At 46.5% G+C, this 20,424-nt stretch carries 23 protein-coding genes and 1 tRNA gene; 11 read left to right on the top strand and 13 right to left on the bottom strand.

Annotated elements, in window-relative coordinates; all coding sequences use genetic code 11:
• Window positions 1-28: 28 nt before the first annotated feature.
• The 8 genes from BUA56_RS07950 to BUA56_RS07915 all read right to left on the bottom strand — a co-directional run bounded on the left by BUA56_RS07950 (window position 29) and on the right by BUA56_RS07915 (window position 8,600).
• The gene (locus BUA56_RS07950) at window positions 29-979 is read right to left on the bottom strand and encodes a sensor histidine kinase (RefSeq protein WP_103710989.1); all 951 of its coding nucleotides are present in this window, start codon (window positions 977-979) and stop codon (window positions 29-31) included.
• Window positions 976-1,662, bottom strand: coding sequence for a response regulator transcription factor (locus BUA56_RS07945; RefSeq protein WP_072850644.1), 687 nt, complete (start codon window positions 1,660-1,662; stop codon window positions 976-978). The genes BUA56_RS07950 and BUA56_RS07945 overlap by 4 nt, the downstream gene beginning before the upstream one ends.
• A 38-nt stretch (window positions 1,663-1,700) precedes the next feature.
• On the bottom strand, window positions 1,701-4,169 hold the full coding sequence (locus tag BUA56_RS07940; protein WP_072850642.1) for an ABC transporter permease: 2,469 nt from the start codon (window positions 4,167-4,169) through the stop codon (window positions 1,701-1,703).
• Window positions 4,166-4,840 (bottom strand): ABC transporter ATP-binding protein, encoded by a 675-nt coding sequence (locus BUA56_RS07935; protein WP_084067773.1) that lies wholly within the window; start codon window positions 4,838-4,840, stop codon window positions 4,166-4,168. Before BUA56_RS07935 ends, BUA56_RS07940 begins: the two co-directional genes overlap by 4 nt.
• A 122-nt stretch (window positions 4,841-4,962) precedes the next feature.
• Entirely contained in the window at window positions 4,963-6,120 is a 1,158-nt protein-coding gene (locus tag BUA56_RS07930; protein WP_072850640.1) for a sensor histidine kinase, read from the bottom strand.
• On the bottom strand, window positions 6,093-6,770 hold the full coding sequence (locus BUA56_RS07925; RefSeq protein WP_072850638.1) for a response regulator transcription factor: 678 nt from the start codon (window positions 6,768-6,770) through the stop codon (window positions 6,093-6,095). The genes BUA56_RS07930 and BUA56_RS07925 overlap by 28 nt, the downstream gene beginning before the upstream one ends.
• Before the next feature lie 83 nt (window positions 6,771-6,853).
• Window positions 6,854-8,023: an SAM-dependent methyltransferase gene (locus BUA56_RS07920; RefSeq protein ID WP_072850636.1), complete on the bottom strand. Its 1,170-nt coding sequence runs from the start codon at window positions 8,021-8,023 to the stop codon at window positions 6,854-6,856.
• A 127-nt stretch (window positions 8,024-8,150) separates the two neighbouring features.
• Window positions 8,151-8,600, bottom strand: a complete 450-nt coding sequence (locus tag BUA56_RS07915) for a GatB/YqeY domain-containing protein (RefSeq protein ID WP_072850635.1) — start codon at window positions 8,598-8,600, stop codon at window positions 8,151-8,153.
• A gap of 283 nt (window positions 8,601-8,883) precedes the next feature.
• On the opposite strand from BUA56_RS07915, the gene BUA56_RS07910 reads away from it, so the two are divergent.
• Window positions 8,884-9,288: a bacteriohemerythrin gene (locus tag BUA56_RS07910; protein ID WP_072850633.1), complete on the top strand. Its 405-nt coding sequence runs from the start codon at window positions 8,884-8,886 to the stop codon at window positions 9,286-9,288.
• Between the two features lie 54 nt (window positions 9,289-9,342).
• Here the strand turns inward: BUA56_RS07910 and BUA56_RS07905 are convergent, their stop codons facing one another.
• On the bottom strand, window positions 9,343-10,143 hold the full coding sequence (locus BUA56_RS07905; protein WP_084067771.1) for a sugar phosphate isomerase/epimerase family protein: 801 nt from the start codon (window positions 10,141-10,143) through the stop codon (window positions 9,343-9,345).
• 223 nt (window positions 10,144-10,366) lie between these two features.
• On the opposite strand from BUA56_RS07905, the gene BUA56_RS07900 reads away from it, so the two are divergent.
• From BUA56_RS07900 to BUA56_RS07890, 3 genes are read left to right on the top strand one after another with little or no spacing between them, the layout of a single operon-like run.
• Window positions 10,367-10,843, top strand: a complete 477-nt coding sequence (locus tag BUA56_RS07900; protein WP_341443406.1) for an RNA polymerase sigma factor — start codon at window positions 10,367-10,369, stop codon at window positions 10,841-10,843.
• Window positions 10,844-11,308 (top strand): anti-sigma factor family protein, encoded by a 465-nt coding sequence (locus tag BUA56_RS07895; RefSeq protein WP_072850627.1) that lies wholly within the window; start codon window positions 10,844-10,846, stop codon window positions 11,306-11,308. It begins immediately after the preceding gene.
• Entirely contained in the window at window positions 11,301-11,837 is a 537-nt protein-coding gene (locus BUA56_RS07890) for a hypothetical protein (protein ID WP_072850626.1), read from the top strand. The genes BUA56_RS07895 and BUA56_RS07890 overlap by 8 nt, the downstream gene beginning before the upstream one ends.
• Before the next feature lie 220 nt (window positions 11,838-12,057).
• Here BUA56_RS07890 and BUA56_RS07885 read toward each other — a convergent pair.
• From BUA56_RS07885 to trmB, 4 genes are all read right to left on the bottom strand, one after another.
• Window positions 12,058-12,130, bottom strand: a tRNA-Lys gene (locus tag BUA56_RS07885).
• Between the two features lie 158 nt (window positions 12,131-12,288).
• Complete coding sequence (gene trxA, locus BUA56_RS07880; RefSeq protein ID WP_072850624.1) at window positions 12,289-12,606, bottom strand: thioredoxin; 318 nt, start codon at window positions 12,604-12,606, stop codon at window positions 12,289-12,291.
• A gap of 42 nt (window positions 12,607-12,648) precedes the next feature.
• Window positions 12,649-12,792 (bottom strand): hypothetical protein, encoded by a 144-nt coding sequence (locus BUA56_RS22950; protein ID WP_158640992.1) that lies wholly within the window; start codon window positions 12,790-12,792, stop codon window positions 12,649-12,651.
• Between the two features lie 85 nt (window positions 12,793-12,877).
• Window positions 12,878-13,531 carry a tRNA (guanosine(46)-N7)-methyltransferase TrmB gene (gene trmB / locus BUA56_RS07875; RefSeq protein ID WP_072850622.1) on the bottom strand — a complete coding sequence of 218 codons (654 nt, stop codon included), beginning with the start codon at window positions 13,529-13,531 and terminating at the stop codon, window positions 12,878-12,880.
• A gap of 371 nt (window positions 13,532-13,902) precedes the next feature.
• Here trmB and BUA56_RS07870 point away from each other — a divergent pair, with 371 nt between their 5' ends.
• The 7 genes from BUA56_RS07870 to BUA56_RS07840 are packed head-to-tail and all read left to right on the top strand — an operon-like array spanning window position 13,903 to window position 20,409.
• Window positions 13,903-14,214 (top strand): hypothetical protein, encoded by a 312-nt coding sequence (locus BUA56_RS07870; RefSeq protein WP_072850620.1) that lies wholly within the window; start codon window positions 13,903-13,905, stop codon window positions 14,212-14,214.
• A gap of 4 nt (window positions 14,215-14,218) precedes the next feature.
• The gene (locus BUA56_RS07865; protein WP_072850618.1) at window positions 14,219-15,265 is read left to right on the top strand and encodes a V0D/AC39 family V-type ATPase subunit; all 1,047 of its coding nucleotides are present in this window, start codon (window positions 14,219-14,221) and stop codon (window positions 15,263-15,265) included.
• 21 nt (window positions 15,266-15,286) lie between these two features.
• Window positions 15,287-17,233: a V-type ATP synthase subunit I gene (locus BUA56_RS07860; RefSeq protein ID WP_072850616.1), complete on the top strand. Its 1,947-nt coding sequence runs from the start codon at window positions 15,287-15,289 to the stop codon at window positions 17,231-17,233.
• Window positions 17,234-17,267: 34 nt separating this feature from the next.
• Window positions 17,268-17,702: an ATP synthase subunit C gene (locus BUA56_RS07855; RefSeq protein WP_072850614.1), complete on the top strand. Its 435-nt coding sequence runs from the start codon at window positions 17,268-17,270 to the stop codon at window positions 17,700-17,702.
• Between the two features lie 7 nt (window positions 17,703-17,709).
• On the top strand, window positions 17,710-18,018 hold the full coding sequence (locus tag BUA56_RS07850) for a V-type ATP synthase subunit F (protein WP_072850612.1): 309 nt from the start codon (window positions 17,710-17,712) through the stop codon (window positions 18,016-18,018).
• Window positions 18,019-18,053: 35 nt separating this feature from the next.
• Window positions 18,054-18,650: a V-type ATP synthase subunit E gene (locus BUA56_RS07845; protein ID WP_242946738.1), complete on the top strand. Its 597-nt coding sequence runs from the start codon at window positions 18,054-18,056 to the stop codon at window positions 18,648-18,650.
• Window positions 18,643-20,409 carry a V-type ATP synthase subunit A gene (locus tag BUA56_RS07840; RefSeq protein WP_072850609.1) on the top strand — a complete coding sequence of 589 codons (1,767 nt, stop codon included), beginning with the start codon at window positions 18,643-18,645 and terminating at the stop codon, window positions 20,407-20,409. The genes BUA56_RS07845 and BUA56_RS07840 overlap by 8 nt, the downstream gene beginning before the upstream one ends.
• Window positions 20,410-20,424: the final 15 nt, after the last annotated feature.

The raw sequence follows: 20,424 nt of genomic DNA, 5'->3' as shown, positions 1-20,424 counted from the left end.
AAGAGAAGGACCTTACATCCTTATGACATCAGGAAGTAATTTTATGACGATTCTGTAAGAAACCCACAGGAAGCATCACGTGAAAGCAGCTCCCGGTTCCCGGCTGGGACTGTACGGCTGCATACCCTTTTTCTTTGGAGAGAATCAGCTGGGTCAGATACAGGCCCAGGCCGGATCCAGGAACTTTCTCCCCATTTTTTCCTCTGTAAAATCTCTGAAAGATAAGATTATATTCATCCTGGGAGATTCCCGGGCCTTCATCCTGAATCTCTATATCCACATAGAGCTCCAGTACATTTACCCTTATCACAATGGCCGAACCTTTGGGAGAATACTTTACAGCATTCTCCAGTATATTTCCCAGGGCTTCCACCGTCCATTTCCGGTTATGCCAGACCTGTATCTCCGGAAACTCCTGAACCTGAATCTCAATCTGTTTCTCGCCTGCTGCCGCAAATACAGAGGCTACACTGTCTGCAACCGTCTGTTTCAGCCCATTCCAGGCGGGGGTGAAGGAGACAGCTCCTGTCTCCAGACGCGAAATCTTCACCAGCTGGGACAAAAGCCACTGTATCTTTTCCGTCTGCTCCCTGATACGGTGAAGAAACTCCAGGCGTTCTCCCTCTGTTAAGGAGGGTTCCTCCAGCAGCTCTGTACACATTTTAATGTTGGAAAGAGGTGTCTTCAGCTGGTGGGAGATATCACCAATCATACCTTTTACTGCCTCTTTTTCCTCTTCCGCCTCCCGGCTGGCATGCAGCAGCTGCCCGGACAGTTTCACGCTGAGGGACACCAGCTTATCCTCCCTGGTGTCCCCCAGTGTCTCACTGTAATCTACGGTTTTCCGGTTCAGGATATCCTGAAGAACTTTTTCTGTTTTTGCATAGGACCTCTCCAGTTTTCTTTTGTACCCTGCCAGGAGGATACCCCCAGCCAGGAGAAGGAGCAGTGAGATCCCCATCCATACGCCCCCGTTCAATCTTTCTCTCCGTGGAACAGATACCCCATTCCGTGAACCGTCTTAATATAGAAGGGATTTACCGGATCATCCTCGATTTTTTTTCTGAGCCGCGATATGGTTACCGGCAGGGTATTCTCTTCCACAAAGTTTCCTTTCTGATCCCATAGGATATCCATGATCTGTTCTTTTAAAAGCACCCGCTCTCTGTTTTCCATAAAGTACTTCAGCAGTCGGAACTCCTGGGTAGTCAGACAGACCTCTTTTCCTCCTTTAAACACCTTCACTCTCTGCGGGTCCAGCGCAAGATCCCCGCAGTACAGCGTACTCTCCTTCTCCCCGCCCTGATGCTTTCTGAGTGCGGTCTGTATCCGCACCTTCAGCACGGCAAGAGAAAATGGCTTCTTAATGTAATCATCTGCTCCGGACTCCAGACCGATTATCTCATCCGTTTCCATATCCCGGGCGGTGAGCATGATAATGGGAACCTGTGACTCTTTTCTGATGCGGCAGCACAGCTTGAGGCCGTCACCGTCCGGGAGATTCAGATCCAGTACTATGAGATCCGGCAGCTTTTCCCGGTACAGCCGGCAGGCCTGTTTCACAGAATCTGCGCCCCAGACCTGATAGCCTTCTCTCTCCAGGGTAAAACATATCCCCCGATTCAGCCCTGCGTCGTCCTCAACCACCAGAATCCCATACATATCATGTACCTCCTAACGTTAGCTTTTATACCTATATTTTATTCCGAAAAACGGATTCTTTCAATCATACTTTGTCTCCTGAAATTTTTCATAATAAGATAGGTAAGCAATAGCTGTATCACAAGCACCACAGCAATAAGAACTATGGTCTGTACTGCCGGGTAATGGTAACTGATAATTCCCAGCAGTCCGTCTTTCTTCCCATAGAGGAAAGTCAGATACCCCAGCAGATTTCCCAGTCCCAGCGAGAGGAGAAGGGTACCTGCGGTGTAGAAAGCCCCTTCCATCTGCAGCATCCGTACCAGCTGGCGTTCCGAAAGCCCTATGGCCTGCATAATCCCAAGCTCTCTTCTTCTCACATAGATGCTGTTTATCATAGTGTTAATAAGGTTCATAATCCCCACACCGCCCAGAACTGCCATAAAGACATAGCAGAGCTGTGATGTAAAGCCCGAATTTTTCGTTCTCTCCGCCAGCTCCTCCTCAAAGGTTCTCATCTTAAGGTTTTGATTCTCCCCAATGACCGCACGGAGCTGTTCTTCCACCGCCTTAACTTCCTTATCCCCGGCAGCAATGGACCAGTAGTAATCCATTGAAAGCCCGCAGATATCATCCAACACGGCTTTGGGCAGCACAAAAGAATTATAATGGCTGAGCCCGTTGGGCATATCTGCTACCGCGGCGATGGTAAATTCCTTTTCCACCGTCTTATCTCCCGCCTCCAGGATCATGTGAATGGTATCCCCTGCCTTAAATTCCGGCGCCCAGTGCCGCATTTTCTGATCCATCACGATTTTATCGCCCTGCAGCAAATCCTCATAGGTGCAGGAGCCTTCTACAATACTTTTCTCCATCTCCCGCGCATATGTCTCCGGGATACCCACGATTCCGGTCTTCCAGTACTCGTCACCATCCATAAGTTCCTTCAAATCTGCGTCGGCGGAGCTGGTCCTTGTTACCTTCTCTGTCCCGGGAATACTCATAATGTAATTCTCTAATTGGTCGTTGAGAGGATTGTTCTGGCTGATCACCGACCACTCCTTCTCGGGGTGCATTTTATCCCCGTTGCTGCTGTCAACAGACAGGACAAACTCATCGAACATGCTGTCACGTGCAATTTCTTCCGGGTCCGCACAGGACAGAACAGTAGAAATTACCATGAACAGAATTCCTGTCAGGCTTAAGGTTATAATCGTAATAACCGTCCGCTTCTTATTGCGGGAAAGATTGGCCCCCGTGAGATGAACCAGATTCATCTCTTCATGGCCCTTTCTCACCTTTTTCCGGGTTTTAATGCTTCCGTCATAGCGCATGGCTTCTACCGGGGAGATTTTAGACGCAATCTGCATCGGACGTATGAGGGAAAGGGCTACAGTAACAAGAGTGATCCCTGCCGCAGCCACATAAATCCAGGGTTTCAGCATGGCAACCTCGTTACACTCTACCAGCTGTCTTGTAATGTCCCCCAGGGCATCTCCCTCCCCGAACGCATTCAGCAGGTATTTAAATCCCAGTTTAGAAGCGATGCTTCCCGCCAAAAGTCCCACGGGAACGGCAATACAGGCTACCAGCATTCCCTCCCGGAACACAATCTGGCGTATCTGGCGCTTTGTGGCTCCCAGGGCTTTTATCTTGCCGTATTCCTGTACTTTATAAATCATAGAAATATAGTAAATGCTGTATATAGTCATGATTCCGGCCAGTACCACTACTAGAAGGATACCCACGATTCCTGAGTAGAATGCAGGATCCACATAATTTGCCATCAGGTAGCTGCTGTTGTCTGCAATGTCTCCCTCCGGAATCCCCAGCTCTGCCGCGACTTTCCCGTACACGTTCTCAATCTGATCCTTGGTCATAGAATCTGCCCCCTGGATCCGGAACATTACTCTGTATTTCCTGGACTCCCCGGGCTGCTCCTGTTCCATAAACTCTTTGGAAACCAGAGCGGAATACATCTTTGTCTCTTTTTGTTCCTCTGAGGACGGAAGCAGTCCGGTAATCAGAAATTCCCCCTTTTTCTCATAACCAAGTCCGCCCTGCTCGACAGGCTGATAGGGCAGTGTAATCGTATCTCCAATCCCCGCGGTAATGCCTAAAGCCTCCAGAAGCCCCTGTGACACAGCAATCTCATTTCCTCTTTTCGGAAACTCCCCCGCCTCCAGTTCCATCTTGCCCAGCTTCAGGGCCGTATCATCCATATAAACCATCATGCCTGCTCCATCCGGCACCGGAATCTGAGCCGGATCCTGCCGGAGTCCCATGGTCTCTATCTCGCCCCGGTAGGACAGCTCCTCGATAGTCTTAAGATCCACATCCCGGAACATGGCGTGAAATGTCGGATAATATTTATTGATGGCAGCCATCTGGGTATCTACTGTTCCAAGTCCAACCGTGGGAATTACAAAAATCAGAATGGTAGTCAGGAAAATTGCGATCCCTGTCAGCATATTTTTGCCCTTGTTCTGCTTCAAATTGGACAGTGCGGTTCTGTTTACTGTATTCATTGGCTCACCACCTTACCATCCTCAATGACAAGAATCCGGTCAGCCATCTGGGCTATGGTCTCGTCATGGGTAATCATAACTAACGTCTGACCATATTCATTTACACAAGCCTTTAAAAGAGAAATGACTTCCATCTCTGTCTTAGAATCCAGATTCCCGGTAGGTTCATCCGCCAGTATAATGGCAGGCTTGGCTGCCAGTGCCCGGGCGATGGCGACTCTCTGCTGCTGGCCGCCGGACAGCGTGTTGGGAAGGGATTTGAGCTTATCCGCAATCCCGATGCGCTCTGCCAGATCCAGGACAAAGCTTTTATCTGCCTTTTTCTTGTCCAGCCCCATGGGCAGTACAATGTTCTCCCACACGTTCAGAGAAGGGATCAGGTTATAGTTCTGAAATATAAATCCGATTTTCCTCCTCCGGAAGACTGCCAGCTGTTCATCTTTCAGGTGAAATACATTCTTCCCCTCAATGAGTACCTTCCCGCTGTCCGGGCGGTCCAGTGCGCCCAGCATATGCAGAAGCGTGCTTTTGCCGGAACCGGAGCGGCCTACTATGGCTGTGAATTCCCCTCTCTGTATATCCATTGTGGTATGGTCAATGGCCTTCACCAGATTATCTCCGCTGCCGTAATATTTACACAAATCAACTGTTTCCAATAACATTGCACCCATAAACAATTCTCCTTTTCTGTTATTCTCTCTTCATATTACTCTGTGATTCTTACAACAACATATCGGGAAAAATAACAGAATTGTAAGATAAGAGTCCGGCAAGCCGGACCTGCACCGGAACTTTACTTCTGTGCTCTGTACGGGGTTTTGGGAAGGGAAATCTGGAAGATGCTTCCCCTTTTTCCTTTCCTGATGCGGATGCTTCCCCCCAGATCCTCCAGGATCTTTCTTGTCAGGTACAGGCCCACCCCGGACCCCTCCGTGTCCTGCACCTCAGTACGGTCTCCCCGGTAAAACCGCTGAAACACCTGATGCATCTCTTCTTTTGGGATCCCTATGCCCTGATCTTCAATTTCAATCAGGCAGCAGCTGACCATTGAGGACACCCGAAGCTCCACTTCTGTTCCCGGCGGGGAATACTTTACCGCATTATCCAGAACATTAACCAGTGCTTCCTGGGTCCATTTGGGGTCCTGAAAAATCTTCTCGTCTTCAAATTCGTCCACAGAGATTGTAATATTCTTTTCAAATGCCTTCATATAAACACTGTTAACCGCACCCCGGATGGTTTTTTTCAGGCTTTCCATTTTCCCCTCCACCCGGATCATGTTAGTCTCCAGACGGGAGATCTGGACAAGTGCTTTGGTCAGATTCTCCAGCTTGTTCACCTCATGTATTCCCTGCCTTAGAAACGTCTGCTGCTCCTCTTCTGTAAAGCTTCCGCTGTCTGCGATTTCATAGCACATCTTCAGGGATGCCAGCGGGGTTTTCAGCTGATGGGAAATATCAGTTACCAGCGTCTTGGTTTTTGCCTCTTCCCTGGCCATTCTCTCCCGCAGTATCTGATTTTCTTCTCCCATTTCAGCCAGCTTATCCTCCAGATCAAAGATTTTAATGTCGGCCAGATGTCTTTTCTTTTGCTGGTAAAAGATAAGAAACCCTGTCAAAAGGGTACAGAACAGCATAAAACTGATCAGCACCGGTAAAAAGGCGGCGAGGGACGGGGAAAACGTCCGGAATCTTTCTGTATATCCATACTTATCCCGTGCCTCCCGGCCCGTGCGTAAGGCGCGCTCCCTATCCACACTATTTTTCCCCAGAAAAGCGGCTGTATATTCTCCTTCTGTCCCTGGTTTCAGCAGAATACACTGCCCCAGCATCTCCAGTTCCTCTGTATGTACCGTATCTATCCACCGAACGGCAGCCAGTGCCCCTCCCAACAGTATAAGAAAGAGCAGCCCTATAAACAGAACTACTCTTTTATGACTTCTTTTGTCCATATATATCCCATTCCCCTTACATTCTGTATGGCATCGTCTTCCAGTTTTCCCTTGAGGCGGCTGATGTTAACGGGTACTGTATTGTCATCTACAAACTGCCCGTCAACATCCCAGACAGCCTCCGTGATCTGTTCTCTGGACAGAATCTGTTTGGGATTCTCCAGGAAGAATATCAGAAGCTGCATTTCCTTTTTGCTTAAGGGGATCTGCTCCTCTCCCCTCCACGCCTTCATTTTCTGAAGAGATACGCGGATATCTCCGCTGTTCAGATAAACAGTCTCTGCCATCTCCACCCGCTTCATCAGCGCATGTACCTTGGAGACGAGCACCATGAGGCTGAAGGGCTTGGTCATATAATCATCCGCCCCGGCGTCATAGCCGTTTACAATATCCATCTCCTGGTCCAGAGCGGTCAGAAAGATAAGATGCACACCGCTGGTTTCCCTTAGTCTGCAGCAAAAATCAATGCCGTTCCCGTCTTCCAGGGTAATATCGCTGATAATCAGCTGGACCTTGTTCTGTTCCATCAGCGCTTCCGCCTGGGATACGCCAAACGCAGAAAGAACGTGGTACCCTTCCTTTTCCAGCCGCATTGTAATCCCACGGTTCAGATTCTTATCATCCTCCAGAAGCAGTATTGTTTTCTTCACCTGAACTCTCCCTTCCCATTGATAGTCTGATTATAGAATACCGGGACGGGAATTGTCAACGGTCCCCGCCGGGCATAGGTTTCCTATACTACCCGGCGCATAGGGAGATCGTTATTCACCCCTTTTGAGACAAGGATCTGGTGGAGGTCTATGATTCCGTTGTGGAAGGTTGCTGCGCAGGAATCCAGATAAAGTTCCCACATTCTTGTGAATTCCTCCCCCATCATATCCATGATCTCCTCCCTGCGGGCCGTAAAATTATCCCTCCAGCAGAGAAGAGTCCTGTTATAATGGCGTCTCAGGCTTTCGATATCCAGGGTATAAAAATTATAGTCCGGAAGAAGATTTACAAGCTCCCGAAGGCTTGGCACCGTTCCGCCCGGGAAGATATATTTGCGGATCCAGGGGTCTCCGGGGTGCTCTTTCTGTGCGGTAATGCAGTGCAGAAGAAAGAGCCCCTGGGGTTTCAGAACTGCGTCTACATTCTTCATAAAGGTCTGGTAATTGTCTCTGCCCACATGCTCAATCATTCCCACACTTACTGCCCGGTCAAAGGCCATACCGCTTTTCTCCAAATCCCTGTAGTCCATAACCTTCACCTCCAGGGAATCTTCCATTCCTGCCTTCCTCGCCCGCTCCTCAAATTCCTTCGCCTGTTCGGTACTCAGGGTAATACCCACGCCCTTTACCTTATACTTTTTCACTGCCTCCATTAAGAGAAATCCCCAGCCGCAGCCGATATCCAGCAGTGTCTGCCCTTCCTGAAGCTGCAGCTTATCCAGAATATGGTGTACCTTATTCACCTGTGCCTCATACAGAGTATCAGACGCCTCCTTAAAATACCCGCAGGAGTAGCTCATAGTCTCGTCCAGCCACAGCTTATAAAAATCATTTCCTATGTCATAATGGCTGGTCACTTCCTTCGCCTGATTTTTCTTACTGCTGGAGGTAAAGAGAAGCTTGTGCAGTACGGACTTATTGGTTGTAAATTTGCCCATCTGTCCCATAAACTTATCCAAAACCTCATAGAGATCCCCGTCCACTTCCAGATCCTTATGCATGTAAGCCTCTCCCAGCGCCAGAGATGTGCTGGTTAATAATTCCTTCTTACTAAGAGGTTTATTCAGAGTTACTGTGAATTCCGGTGTACCTTTGCCGACCGTAGTCGTCTCCTCATCTGTCTTCAGCACAAATGTGCAGGGAATAATGTTTCCCAGGTATTCCGTTAAAAAGCTGTCTGTCTTCATCGTCATACTTCCTTTCCATCAGAACAAATATAACTATAGTTTTCCCCAATTAATTAGTTTCAGACCCCCTTTTCCTCAGATCAAAGCAGGCGAGTCCGATCCCCCATGGGATCCGACCCGCCATTTGTCTCTCCTAACTCTTCATCATCCCTGCCAATACCTGATTGACAGCCTTACCGTCAGCTTTTCCCTTCACCTTCGGCATCAGTTCCTTCATAATCCTGCCTTTATCCTTAGCTGTGGGAGCTTCAATTCCCAGGCCGGACAGAACTTCCCCAATCACAGCCTTAATTTCCTCTTCCCCCATCATCTTAGGCGCAAACTCCTCATAGACAGCAATCCTCAGCCTGCATTCCTCAATAATGTCCCCCCTGTCTTCCGGGGTCATCTCCAGCGTCTCCTTTGTCTGCTTAATCTCCTTTAAGACAACTTCATTCTCCTCCGCTTCCGTCAGATCTTCCCTTTTATCAATGGCCTTATTCTTCAGCGCAGACAGCAGCATAGACAGAGCATCCTTTCTGCCCTTGTCCCCCGACTTCATAGCCGTAACCATTTCTTTTCTTACCTCATCAATTTTACTCATATGGTACCTCCTTTTTAAAAGGGGGACGTGTTCTTTCTAGAAAGAACACGTCCCAAAATCAGGGCGGCCTGTCCCAAATTCAACTTGCCCTGTCCCTTATTCTATATGGTAGCAATCTGTTTAAATTTTGTCAAACATAAATTTTCACAAACTTTGCCCCCGCCCACCATTATTTCTGATAAAATTTTTCAACTTCCTGTGGAAAGCAGGACTAAAACAGTATATAATAAGGACATCAGTGATGTGAAATAATTAAGCATCCCAATTTAAAGGAGGAATTGAAATGAGCATTATATTCGACGAGAGTCTGGTAACCGGAAACAATATGATAGATACACAGCATAAAGAGCTGATTGATCGTGTGAATAAGCTTGTTGCCAGCTGTGAGACGAATAAAGAGAAAAATGTTGCCATCCAGACACTTGATTTTCTGATGGACTATACGGTATTCCATTTTGATGCGGAGGAAAAGCTTCAGAAGGAGACTGACTACCCGGATTATGACTCTCATAAAAAGCAGCATGAAGAGTTTGCCAAGGCTGTAGAAGATCTGAAGGATATGCTTCAGGAAGAAGAAGGACCTACAGATGCATTTGTGGCTGCTGTTAAAAGAAATGTTTCAGACTGGCTGGTAAATCATATCCAGGGGTATGATAAAAAAGTAGCTGACTATGTGAAAAGTTTATAACATTAAAGAGACCTGTATCCGGGTGATTATCTCCGGATACAGGTCTCTTCTGTCTCAACCCACACTCGCTTTGATTAGACCGAGAGCCGCCTCTGCGTCCCTGCTAAAATTATTGGCATATGCCTCAAAGCTGATTCTGCTGTCATATCCGATGGACTTCAGTGCATGAAAAAACTCTTTATAACTGCAGTGCTCCTCCCCTGTAGGATAATATCTGTTATCCGGCCGGGCAAAATGTACATGGCGGAGCATGTCTGTAGTCTGCCCGGTGATATGATCTGCGGGCTCTTTCTCTGTACAAAAATGATAATAATCCACCAGAATCTTTACATTCCTGCTGCCTGTGTCCTCTGCCAGCTGCCTTGCCTCCGTAAGGGTATGGATTAAGTTACATTCTTCTTTTCTCAGAGGCTCAATTAGAATCGTAATCCCCTTTTTCTCCGCTATTCTCCCCAGCTGCCTCATCAGTCCTGCAAGCTGCCGGTATCCCTCATCCAATGGTACACCCTGGGGTACGTTCCTTGACGCACCGCTCCCTAATCCCACATACTCCGCACCTAATCTCTCTGCCCTGTCCAAAACGAGTTCCGTATACTTCAGAATCTCCTCTTCCTTCCTGCGCGGACCTACGAGGGGCATGTCAGCAGGAAAAAAGTTATTACAGGCTTCACATGTGATCCCTGCGTCTTTTATCTGTTTCTTTAATTCATGAAATGCATCCTCTGACAAACTGCCCAGGCCCGACAGAGGCAGTTCTATATAATCGTAACCGATTCGGGCCGCCTCTTTGATAAACTCCCTGCCCGTTTTATCAGGACCTTCTGCTACCATGCTAAGACAACATCCGTATCTCATATCCTAATCCTCCATCCTCTGTTCCTTTACTTTCTGTCTGTTCTATTGTATCATAGATTTTCTACTGCAATCACAGAGAGAAAGAAAAATTAAATAAAATATATAAAAACTGAAGACTTTCTCACCTTTGACTCGTTATAGTATATAGGTGAGTTAAAACACAGGCTTACAAATACCTGCAGAGGAGGCGGATCACATCAACCGGGAAGAATATTTCGAACATCTGATAGACAATTACCAGAATCTCATTTACTCCATATGTCTTCAATCCGCAGGAAATCCATTTGATGCCGAAGATTTGACTCAGGATGTGTTTCTAGCCGCCTACAAAAGCCTTTCATCCTTTGACGGTGCTCATGAAAGGGCCTGGCTCAGCAAAATAGCGGTGCATAAATGCCTGGACTATCGGAAGCAGGCCGCCAGGCGCATGATTCCGGCTGAAGACTCTTATTTCACCGGTATAGCAGACAAGGAAGGCTCCCCGGAAGCGCAGTATCTTCTTGCAGAATCCAGCCTTAAGGTACAGAATCTGTGCGGACAGCTGAAAAGCCCGTATCGGGAAATTGCCACAGAGCATTTCTGTCACGAGCTTTCACCTAAAGAAATTGCGGATAAAACCGGAAAGAACCTTAAAACCATTCAAACTCAGCTCTACCGTGCCAAAGGGATGCTGAAAAAACTTGTGGAAAGGAGCGGTTAGATGCATATAAAGGAAAAGTCCCTGCAGAATTTTCTAAACGGCACACTGAACGCCGATGAACTGCTGCAGGTATTAGAACATCTGGATACCTGTGAATATTGCCGGGAAACTCTGGCCGCACTGGAGAAAAGTACCCCGATGGTTCAGGCTCCCGCCTATCTGAAAGAGCAGATTAAAGACCGGGTGCACCGCCCGGATATACAGGCTGCCGTCCAGGTGAAAGAGACTACGAAGCAGCTTCAGCTGCTATACTACAGTCTGAAAACAGCCGCAGGCGTCATAGGTGCTCTGCTGATTCTCCTGGCAGTGAGCCGATTTGATCTGATTCCTTCCATTTCCCGGGAGGAGTCCCCTGGCATCACCTCACAGATGCCCGGGCGAATTCAGGAAAAAGGCAGTCAGATGTCCGATTGGCTGCAGGATATTACAAATAAAATTATAAATGGAGGTAACTACAATGACTAAACAAAAACGTGGCTTTTGGCTCTTTATCTTCTCTCTTATCCCAGGAGCGGGGGAATTATATATGGGCTTCCGCAGGCAGGGAATCAGTATTATGGGTGTTTTCTGGGGGATTATCGCACTCTCCACAACACTGAATATAGGCATATTGATGCTTGCCATCCCGGTGCTGTGGTTTTACAGCTTCTTTAATGTCCATAATCTGGCATCCCTCTCCGAAGAGGAATTTTACTCCCTGGAAGATACTTATCTGTTCCATCTGGATGAGCTTCTGAGAGATAAAGAAGGCTTTCTCAGAAAATATCAGGGATTTGTCTCCCTTGTACTTATACTTATGGGTGCTTCCATGCTGTGGAACATTATGCGCTCCATCTTCTATAGTTTTATGCCCGCTTTTATTATCGACATTCTCAATGGTATCAGCAATTATCTGCCCAAAACAATTATTGCTGTCGGCCTGGTAGCCCTTGGAGTTTACCTGGTGATGGGTAAGAAAAAAGAGCTGGATATGGAGGATGATGATATCTATTAGAGAAATTCATTGTTAAAAACCGTTCCTACCTCTGGATACCATTACAAAAAACCAGGGCTTGAAACTTTCAGGCCCTGGCTGTATGATCAAGAATCAAAAAATGATTTTTCTAAAGGGATTTTATCCTGAAAAGCTGATACCCTATCCCGCCCATATATCTCCCGTAAACATAAAAAACACCGTCCCCGCAGCTCTACGTCTGCAAAAACAGTGCCTTAAATGCGCGATCAGGGGTTCGAACCCTGGACACCCTGATTAAGAGTCAGGTGCTCTGCCAGCTGAGCTAATCGCGCTTATTTGATTTATTTCTTTTACGCTGCTTCACCAGCGCAAAATTTATTATAATAGAAACTCCCGAAAAATGCAAGCATATTTTTTACTTTTTTCATATTTTTTTTACAAACATGAAATTTAAACGAAATCCTCCCCGAAAAAAGAGAGACGCAATGCTTTAAAGCACTGCGTCAAGCTTTTCTTCCAATTCCTTTTTGTCAATTGCGCCCATGGCCTTTCCTGCCACCTGACCGTCCTTGAGAATCACAAAAGTAGGAATGGACATTACACCGTATTTCTGAGCAAGTGAGGGATTCTCATCCACATTCACCTTTCCGAATACCGCCTTTTCTTTGTACTCCTCAGAAAGCTCTTCTACTACGGGAGCCATCATCTTGCAGGGTCCGCACCAGTCTGCATAGAAATCTACCAGCGCCGCCTTGCCTGCTCCCATCACCTCTGTCTCAAAGTTCTCTTCATTTAACACTTTAACCATAGCTGCTCTCCTTTCTTTGTCGGGGATGTATATTCATCCAATTTACTTATCTTTCTTCTTTTCACCCAGCAGTTTCTGGACCTCTTCCAGCGATTTCATAATATCCGTCATCTTACTTCCGGCCTTCTTATTCTGATAGGCCCACTGGGTCAGCGAAGTTTCTAAGCCTTTCTTTCTTTTTGCCATAGAGCTTTACGTCTCCTGCTTCTGCCTTCTTACACTATAATATGAAAGCATTCCCTTAAATGTAAATTTTATTCTAAAATCACGTTCAGGGTCTGGCGATCAGCTTGTGTATAGGATTTCCCATTCCTGAAAACTTTTCTTCATACTCCGTCATAATGTTGCTCTCAGCCAGTTTCCTATCATGATGAAGATCATACGTACAAGTCATTAATTCCCATCCCGACGCCTGAATCTCCTCCAACGAAAATTCAAACAGGGGCCCATTATCTGTCTTGAATTCTACAAGCCCATCGGGGCATAATATCTTAACATACCGGTCCAGAAACTGGCGGGATGTCAGTCTGCGTTTGGCGTGGCGTTCTTTGGGCCAGGGATCGGAAAAATTGAGGTAAATTTTAGCAACCTCATCCTTTGCAAATACCTCCGGAAGTTCCCTGGCATCCATGCGCAGGAACCTGAGGTTTCCCGGAACACAGCCCTTTGCGTTCTTATCATCCATTTTCTGAAGGGCCCGAAGCAGAACGCTGTCATACATCTCTATCCCCACAAAGTTCCAGTCGGGATAAAGTTCTGCCATATCCATGATAAAGCGGCCTTTTCCCATACCTACCTCAAGGGCGATAGGGTTGCTGTTGCCGAATACATTCATCCATCGGCCTTTATAGTCCTTTTCACCATGTACCACATACGGGCTGTTGGATATCTCATCTTTTGCAGCTGGAATATTTCTTAATCTCATAGCTTCCTAAAAACATTTACGAAATCTTAACGCTCCCTGAGAGAGGGTTAAATTTATCGTTTTGCCCTTTCTACGTTTTTTGCACACCCTAATAGTACAATATATCTTCTGTTTAGGGAAGCTGAAATGTATATTTTAGACCAAATTTAAGCATTTCCGGCAGCGAATCTGCCAAATTTCGAGGGTTAGCCCACAGAATCAGCATAATTTGCCTCTTACGTTAACACTTACGATATTTATTAATAAAATACATTAATTTTATATAAAGACTCTTCCCTTTTTCAAAAAAAGGTGTATGATATAGAAAAGAAGAAAACTGGCAGCCAAGTGTAACTATATTGTCTAGCAGAAATGTAAGAAGGAGGAGAAAGATGGAAAACGTGATTAATAAATTATCCGAGATAGAATCTACTGCGTCGAAGATTATGGAAGACGTTAACATCCAGAAGAAGGCCCTTGCAGCGGAGATGGAGGAAAAGCAAAAGGCCTATGATGCGCAAATCGATTCCCAGACACAGAAAGAATTGGAAAACATTAGAAAGAAGCTGGAAGAGAAAAAGGAATCCGAACTTGCAGGGTTAAAGATGCGTACAGACACCCTGGTGAAAAAGCTGGATGAATTTTTCGAGGAAAACCATGAGGATATCTCCAAGGAAATATTCAATAAACTATTAAGGATGTGATATTATGGGAAGCTTATTATCCTACAGTGGGTTATCCACTAAGATTCGGGCTATGCAGCGCCGTCTGATAGACATCCCCCAGTTCCAGGAGATCTCACAGATGACCAGCGTTCCCCAGGTAGTGGCCTACCTTAAGAAGCAGCCGGGATTTGAAAAACTGTGGGCTGATCTTGACGAGAACACACTTCACCGGGGGGAAATCGAACACCTGCTGACCCATACCATCTACCAGAACTTTACAAGGATTTATCATTTTTCTAATCCAAAGCAGAGAACCTTTCTGGCACTTTACTTTAAACGCTATGAGATCTCAATTATGAAAGATTGTCTTCGTAAGATTTTTGATCACAGGGAGGCAACATTAGACCTGTCAATCTTTAAGGAATTTTTTGACCGCCATTCACAGCTGAACATTTCCAAGCTCACTGCTTCCGGCACCATCGAAGAATTCATTAATAACTTAAAGGACACTGAGTATTATGCCCCCTTAAGCCGCATACTGAACTCCCCAAAAGAACAGCCGCTGCTGTTCGACTATGGAATGGCCCTGGATCAGTACTATTTTGCACAGATCTGGAAGGTGAAGGATAAGCTGTTTAAAAGCGTGGATTTAAAAGAAATGACTCAGGCGTACGGCCGCAAATTCGACATGCTGAATCTTTCGTGGATTTACAGGTCCAAAAAGTATTATCAAATGTCACATGCCGAAATCTATGCACTGCTGATCCCAGTGCGGTTCAAACTTCACAAAGAAGAGATTACGGCCCTGGTAGAGGCAAATGATATGGACGAATTCGGCAAGCTGCTGGCGCAGACATACTATGGAAGAACCTTAGATGATATGACACCTGAGAATCTGGAAAATGAGTACAATTATGTGCTCCGCTCCATTTTGGAAGTGGAAGCCCGCAGGAATCCCCACTCTGTGGCTATCATCTATTCATACCTGTATCACAAAGAACATGAGGTAGACCGGCTAACTACTGCTGTGGAATGTGTAAGGTATGGTGTTCCCCCTCAGGAAACCATGGAACACATAATGAAAAACTAAAAAACCCTGGAGGTAATGCACGTGATTGTAAAAATGAAGTTTTTAAGTATTACCGGCCCTAAGGAAGACATTGACCGAGTGGTAAATAAATACCTGGCCAAATATGAAATCCATCTTGAGAATGCCCTGGCTCAGCTAACCCAGGTACAGCATCTCACCCCTTATATACAGATAAATCCCTACAGGGAAGCACTGAATAAGGCGACTGGATTCACCGAGCTTTTAGGTAATACAGACGATATTCCAATTGAAGACATCAGCGTTGAAGATGCCATTAAGCTGGTACAGGATATGGAAGAAAAACTAAGCGGCCTGAACAGCAAAAGGGCTGCGCTGGAAGAAAAAAGGAGTGCTCTGGAGGCCTCCATGGAGAGGATTGAACCCTTCCAGGAACTCCCCTGTGATATTTCTTCGGTGATTCACTTCAACTTTGTACAGTCCCGGTTTGGAAAGATCGGAAAAGAATTCTATTCGAATTTTGAAAATTATGTTTATGAAAACCTGGATGCAGTGTTTTATCCCTGCCATTCAGATGACGAGTACGTATGGGGCGTGTACTTTGCTCCCCGTACCACCATTGCCAAAGTAGATGCGGTATTCTCTTCCATGCACTTTGAAAAGGTATTTATCCCGGATCACTATCAGGGTACTCCCTCTCAGGCTTACAAAGCACTGGACGGGAAATACCAGGAGATATTAGAAGAGATTCAGTCCTGCAAGATGGAAATTACCCAGGTTCTTCAAAAAGAAGCAATCCGCCTGGTTTCCGCCCAGGACCGCCTGGCAGCTCTCTCTACAAACTTTGACGTCCGCAAGGTAGCTGCCTGCACGGCAGCGGATCTGGATACCTTCTATATCCTGTGCGGGTGGATGGCTGAAAATGATGCGGAGGCGTTCCAGAAAGAAATTGAGAATGATATGAATCTCTTCTGTATTATTGAAGATGATCAGAACAACATTCACTGCCAGCCGCCTACTAAGCTAAAGAATCCCAGACCGTTCCGTCCTTTCGAGATGTTTGTAAGGATGTACGGACTGCCGGCATACAATGAAATCGATCCGACTATATTTGTAGCTGTTACCTATGCCTTTATCTTCGGCGCTATGTTCGGGGATGCCGGTCAGGGCCTCTGCCTTGTAGCCGGAGGCTTTCTGCTTTACAAATTCAAGAAATTGAACCTGGCTGCCATTATAGGCACTGCCGGAATCTTCTCAACCTTTTTTGGTTTCATGTTCGGAAGCGTCTTTGGTTTTGAAGATCTAATCCCTGCAGTCTGGCTCCGCCCGGTAAAAAGCATGACCCAGCTCCCTCTCATCGGGAATCTGAATACTGTTTTCGTGGTGGCGATTGCCTTTGGTATGTTCCTGGTAGTGGTGACCATGATCTTCCATATTATAAACGGTATCAAGGCAAGAGATACAGAGAACATCTGGTTTGACACCAACGCGGTGGCAGGTCTGGTGTTTTACGCCGCAATTATACTTACCATAGGGTTATTCCTCACGGGGAATAAGCTTCCGGGAGCCATTGTTCTGGTGATAATGTTTGTTGTCCCTCTGTTGGTCATTGCAATGAAAGAGCCTTTAACCAGGCTGGTGGAAAAGAAAAGTAAGATATTTCCGGATGAGAAGGGTATGTTTATCGCCCAATCCTTCTTCGAGCTTTTTGAAGTTCTTCTCAGCTACTTCTCCAATACCCTTTCCTTTGTGCGTATCGGAGCATTTGCAGTAAGCCACGCCGCTATGATGGAGGTTGTCCTCATGCTGGCAGGGGCCGAAGCAGGCAGTCCCAACTGGATTGTTGTAGTAATAGGCAACATCATTGTCTGCGGTATGGAAGGTCTGATCGTTGGTATTCAGGTACTTCGTCTTGAATATTATGAATTATTCAGCCGTTTCTATAAGGGCACAGGCAAGGAATTTATCCCGTTTTTATATCGCAGCAAAAAAGCAAAAGCTGCGAAATAAATAAATATTAACTTTAAAAATAGGAGGTCACATTATGACAACAGCAATTCAAATCTTATTAGTAACAGCATTAGTACTCAGCATCATCGTTCCTTTCGGAGCATACCTGATCGGTGAAAAGAACAGAGGACGTTACAAAACCTCTCTCGGCATCAATGTATTTTTCTTCTTCGGAACCCTGTTAATCGCCGTAGTGACCATGTTCACAGGAACCAGCCCGGCGCTTGCCGCTGCCGGCGACTCCGGTGCAGGCCTCTCCACAGGTCTCGGTTATATGGCTGCTGCTTTAGTTACCGGATTATCCTGTATCGGCGGCGGTATCGCAGTTGCTAGTGCTGCAAGTGCTGCTCTCGGTGCAATCAGCGAAGATCAGAGTGTACTTGGTAAATCACTTATCTTCGTAGGACTCGCAGAAGGTGTCTGCCTCTACGGTCTGATTATTTCCTTCATGATCTTGGGAAGGCTGTAATTCTATTATGAAGATGTATCTAATCAGTGATAACGTTGATACTTACACCGGTATGCGACTAGCAGGAGTGGAAGGGATCGTAGTTCACGAAAAGGAAGAACTGCGGAAGGCTCTGGAGGCGACCCTCGCCGATAAAGAAATCGGGATCATTCTTCTGACAGAAAGATTTGGAAGGGAATTTCCAGAAATTATCGATGATGTAAAGCTCAATCACAAGCTTCCACTTATCATTGAAATACCGGACCGTCACGGTACAGGCCGTGCACCGGACTTTATCACATCTTATGTCAATGAGGCAATAGGCCTGAAGTTATAAAAATCTATGAGCGATGTTCGTTCTAAGAAAAGAAGGTGAAAGAATTGACAACGGACGAAAAATTACAACATTTCTATGATGTTTCCGTGGAAAGTGCCAAGGCCGAAGCCGCACAGGAAATTGAAAATTATAAAAAAGCTTTAATGAAGCTGTTAGAGGAACATAAGGAGGAAAAAATCCGCCAGTCACAGATGGAGTTAAAGGCTGAAACAGACAGCGCAAAACGGCAGATTAACAAAGCTCTCTCTGTAGAGCAGCTGAATATCAAACGCCGTCTGGCTAAGAAACAGCTGGAACTCAGAGACTCCATAATCTCCGAGGTTAAAAACCGGCTGGAAGAATTTATGAGTACTCCTGATTATCCCAGATACTTATGCAAGAAGATTAACGAGGCCCTTGAGTTTGCAGACGGGGATGAGATGACAATCTATATCTCTTCCAATGATGCTTCTCTGATGCCTACTCTGGTTGCCCAGACGAACCAGCAGGTTGAAATCTCCTCCGAGACTTTTTTCGGAGGCCTAAAGGCTGTGATCCCATCCAAAAATATCATCATTGACAATACCTTCTCTGCCCTGGTAGAGGCAGAAAAGGCGGAATTTACATTTGACGGAGGGCTTTCTTATGAATAAAACAGGAATTATCTACGGCATCAACGGCCCTGTCATTTACCTAAAAGGCAACACCGGTTTTAAAATGTCAGAGATGGTTTATGTCGGAGAAGAGCATCTGGTAGGCGAGGTTATCGGCCTGACCAAAGACACAACAACCGTACAGGTCTATGAGGAAACCTCCGGCCTGCGGCCCGGAGAAAAGGTAACTGCAACCGGGGACGCTGTGTCTGTTCTCCTGGGACCTGGTATCTTAAATAATATTTTTGACGGTATCCAGAGACCTTTAAGTGAAATCGCAAAAGAATCGGGCAAATATATTTCCCGGGGAATGCAGGTGGATTCTCTGGATCCCGATAAAAAATGGGATGTCCATCTTACAGTCTCCGTGGGAGACGAGGTAAGCGGAGGCACCATAATTGCGGAGATACCGGAGACCAAATCCATTGTACACAAATCTATGATTCCTCCCTATCTGAGAGGAAGAATTATAAAGACAGCAGAAGACGGACAGTATACTATTAACGATCCTATTGTAACCGTACAGAGGCACGACGGCTCTGAGGTGGAGGTCCGGCTGGCACAGAAGTGGCCGATCCGAATCGCCAGACCCACAGATAAGCGCTATCCGGCCAGCAAGCCTCTGATCACCGGCCAGCGTATCCTGGATACCCTGTTTCCTATTGCCAAAGGGGGAACCGCAGCCGTACCGGGAGGCTTCGGGACCGGGAAAACCATGACCCAGCATCAGATCGCTAAATGGTCAGATGCAGATATTATCGTATACATCGGATGCGGAGAGCGCGGAAATGAGATGACCCAGGTGCTCGAAGAATTCGGTGAACTTCAGGATCCTAAAACAGGCAATCTGCTGATGGATCGGACCACCCTCATCGCCAATACCTCCAATATGCCGGTTGCGGCCCGTGAGGCCTCCATTTACACAGGGCTTACCCTGGCAGAGTATTACCGGGATATGGGATATGATGTGGCTATCATGGCTGACTCCACTTCCCGCTGGGCAGAAGCGCTCCGTGAATTATCCGGACGTCTTGAAGAAATGCCCGCAGAGGAGGGCTTCCCTGCCTATCTGGCATCACGCCTCTCCGCCTTCTATGAAAGAGCAGGGATGATGCAGAACCTGAACGGTACCGAGGGCTCTGTGTCCATCATCGGTGCGGTATCACCCCAGGGAGGCGACTTCTCAGAGCCTGTCACCCAGAATACCAAACGATTTGTCCGCTGCTTCTGGGGCCTGGATAAATCACTGGCATATGCAAGACATTTCCCGGCCATCCATTGGCTTACCAGCTACAGCGAATATCTCAATGATCTGGCTCCCTGGTACAAGGATGAGGTCTCACCCAAATTCGTAGACTACCGAAACCAGTTACTGGCTATCCTGAATCAGGAGAGCAGTCTTATGGAGATCGTAAAGCTAATCGGAAGTGACGTGCTGCCGGATGATCAAAAGCTGACTCTGGAAATTGCAAGGGTGGTACGCCTGGGATTCCTGCAGCAGAATGCTTTCCACCCGGAAGATACCTGTGTCCCTATGAGCAAGCAGTTTCTTATGATGGAAGTGATTTTATATCTCTATAAGAAATCAAAAGCACTCATTGCTATGGGCATGCCTATGTCCATCCTGAAAGAGGATAACATCTTTGAAAGGATAATTGCAATCAAATATGATGTTCCCAACGATAAGCCTGAAATGTTTGAGGACTACAAAAAGGCTGTCGACGAGTTCTACGATAAAGTTTTGGAAAAGAATGCGTAAAGGAGGGTAATGAAT

This window comes from Lactonifactor longoviformis DSM 17459 (genome assembly GCF_900129135.1).
Taxonomy (GTDB): domain Bacteria; phylum Bacillota; class Clostridia; order Lachnospirales; family Lachnospiraceae; genus Lactonifactor; species Lactonifactor longoviformis.
The sequence above is the reverse complement of the archived record's forward strand: the minus strand, read 5'-3'. Positions and strand labels throughout refer to the sequence as shown.

Excerpts from the sequence above, each read along its gene's own strand:
- BUA56_RS07935 (WP_084067773.1), bottom strand. The coding sequence starts at position 4,840 with ATGGGTGCAATGTTATTGGAAACAGTTGATTTGTGTAAATATTACGGC.
- BUA56_RS07850 (WP_072850612.1), top strand. The coding sequence starts at position 17,710 with ATGAAGATGTATCTAATCAGTGATAACGTTGATACTTACACCGGTATG.
- BUA56_RS07945 (WP_072850644.1), bottom strand. The coding sequence starts at position 1,662 with ATGTATGGGATTCTGGTGGTTGAGGACGACGCAGGGCTGAATCGGGGG.
- BUA56_RS07855 (WP_072850614.1), top strand. The coding sequence starts at position 17,268 with ATGACAACAGCAATTCAAATCTTATTAGTAACAGCATTAGTACTCAGC.
- BUA56_RS07910 (WP_072850633.1), top strand. The coding sequence starts at position 8,884 with ATGAGCATTATATTCGACGAGAGTCTGGTAACCGGAAACAATATGATA.
- trmB (WP_072850622.1), bottom strand. The coding sequence starts at position 13,531 with ATGAGATTAAGAAATATTCCAGCTGCAAAAGATGAGATATCCAACAGC.
- BUA56_RS22950 (WP_158640992.1), bottom strand. The coding sequence starts at position 12,792 with ATGGCAAAAAGAAAGAAAGGCTTAGAAACTTCGCTGACCCAGTGGGCC.
- BUA56_RS07840 (WP_072850609.1), top strand. The coding sequence starts at position 18,643 with ATGAATAAAACAGGAATTATCTACGGCATCAACGGCCCTGTCATTTAC.
- BUA56_RS07890 (WP_072850626.1), top strand. The coding sequence starts at position 11,301 with ATGACTAAACAAAAACGTGGCTTTTGGCTCTTTATCTTCTCTCTTATC.
- BUA56_RS07940 (WP_072850642.1), bottom strand. The coding sequence starts at position 4,169 with ATGAATACAGTAAACAGAACCGCACTGTCCAATTTGAAGCAGAACAAG.
- BUA56_RS07920 (WP_072850636.1), bottom strand. The coding sequence starts at position 8,023 with ATGACGATGAAGACAGACAGCTTTTTAACGGAATACCTGGGAAACATT.
- BUA56_RS07930 (WP_072850640.1), bottom strand. The coding sequence starts at position 6,120 with ATGGACAAAAGAAGTCATAAAAGAGTAGTTCTGTTTATAGGGCTGCTC.
- BUA56_RS07905 (WP_084067771.1), bottom strand. The coding sequence starts at position 10,143 with ATGAGATACGGATGTTGTCTTAGCATGGTAGCAGAAGGTCCTGATAAA.
- trxA (WP_072850624.1), bottom strand. The coding sequence starts at position 12,606 with ATGGTTAAAGTGTTAAATGAAGAGAACTTTGAGACAGAGGTGATGGGA.
- BUA56_RS07865 (WP_072850618.1), top strand. The coding sequence starts at position 14,219 with ATGGGAAGCTTATTATCCTACAGTGGGTTATCCACTAAGATTCGGGCT.
- BUA56_RS07870 (WP_072850620.1), top strand. The coding sequence starts at position 13,903 with ATGGAAAACGTGATTAATAAATTATCCGAGATAGAATCTACTGCGTCG.
- BUA56_RS07915 (WP_072850635.1), bottom strand. The coding sequence starts at position 8,600 with ATGAGTAAAATTGATGAGGTAAGAAAAGAAATGGTTACGGCTATGAAG.
- BUA56_RS07895 (WP_072850627.1), top strand. The coding sequence starts at position 10,844 with ATGCATATAAAGGAAAAGTCCCTGCAGAATTTTCTAAACGGCACACTG.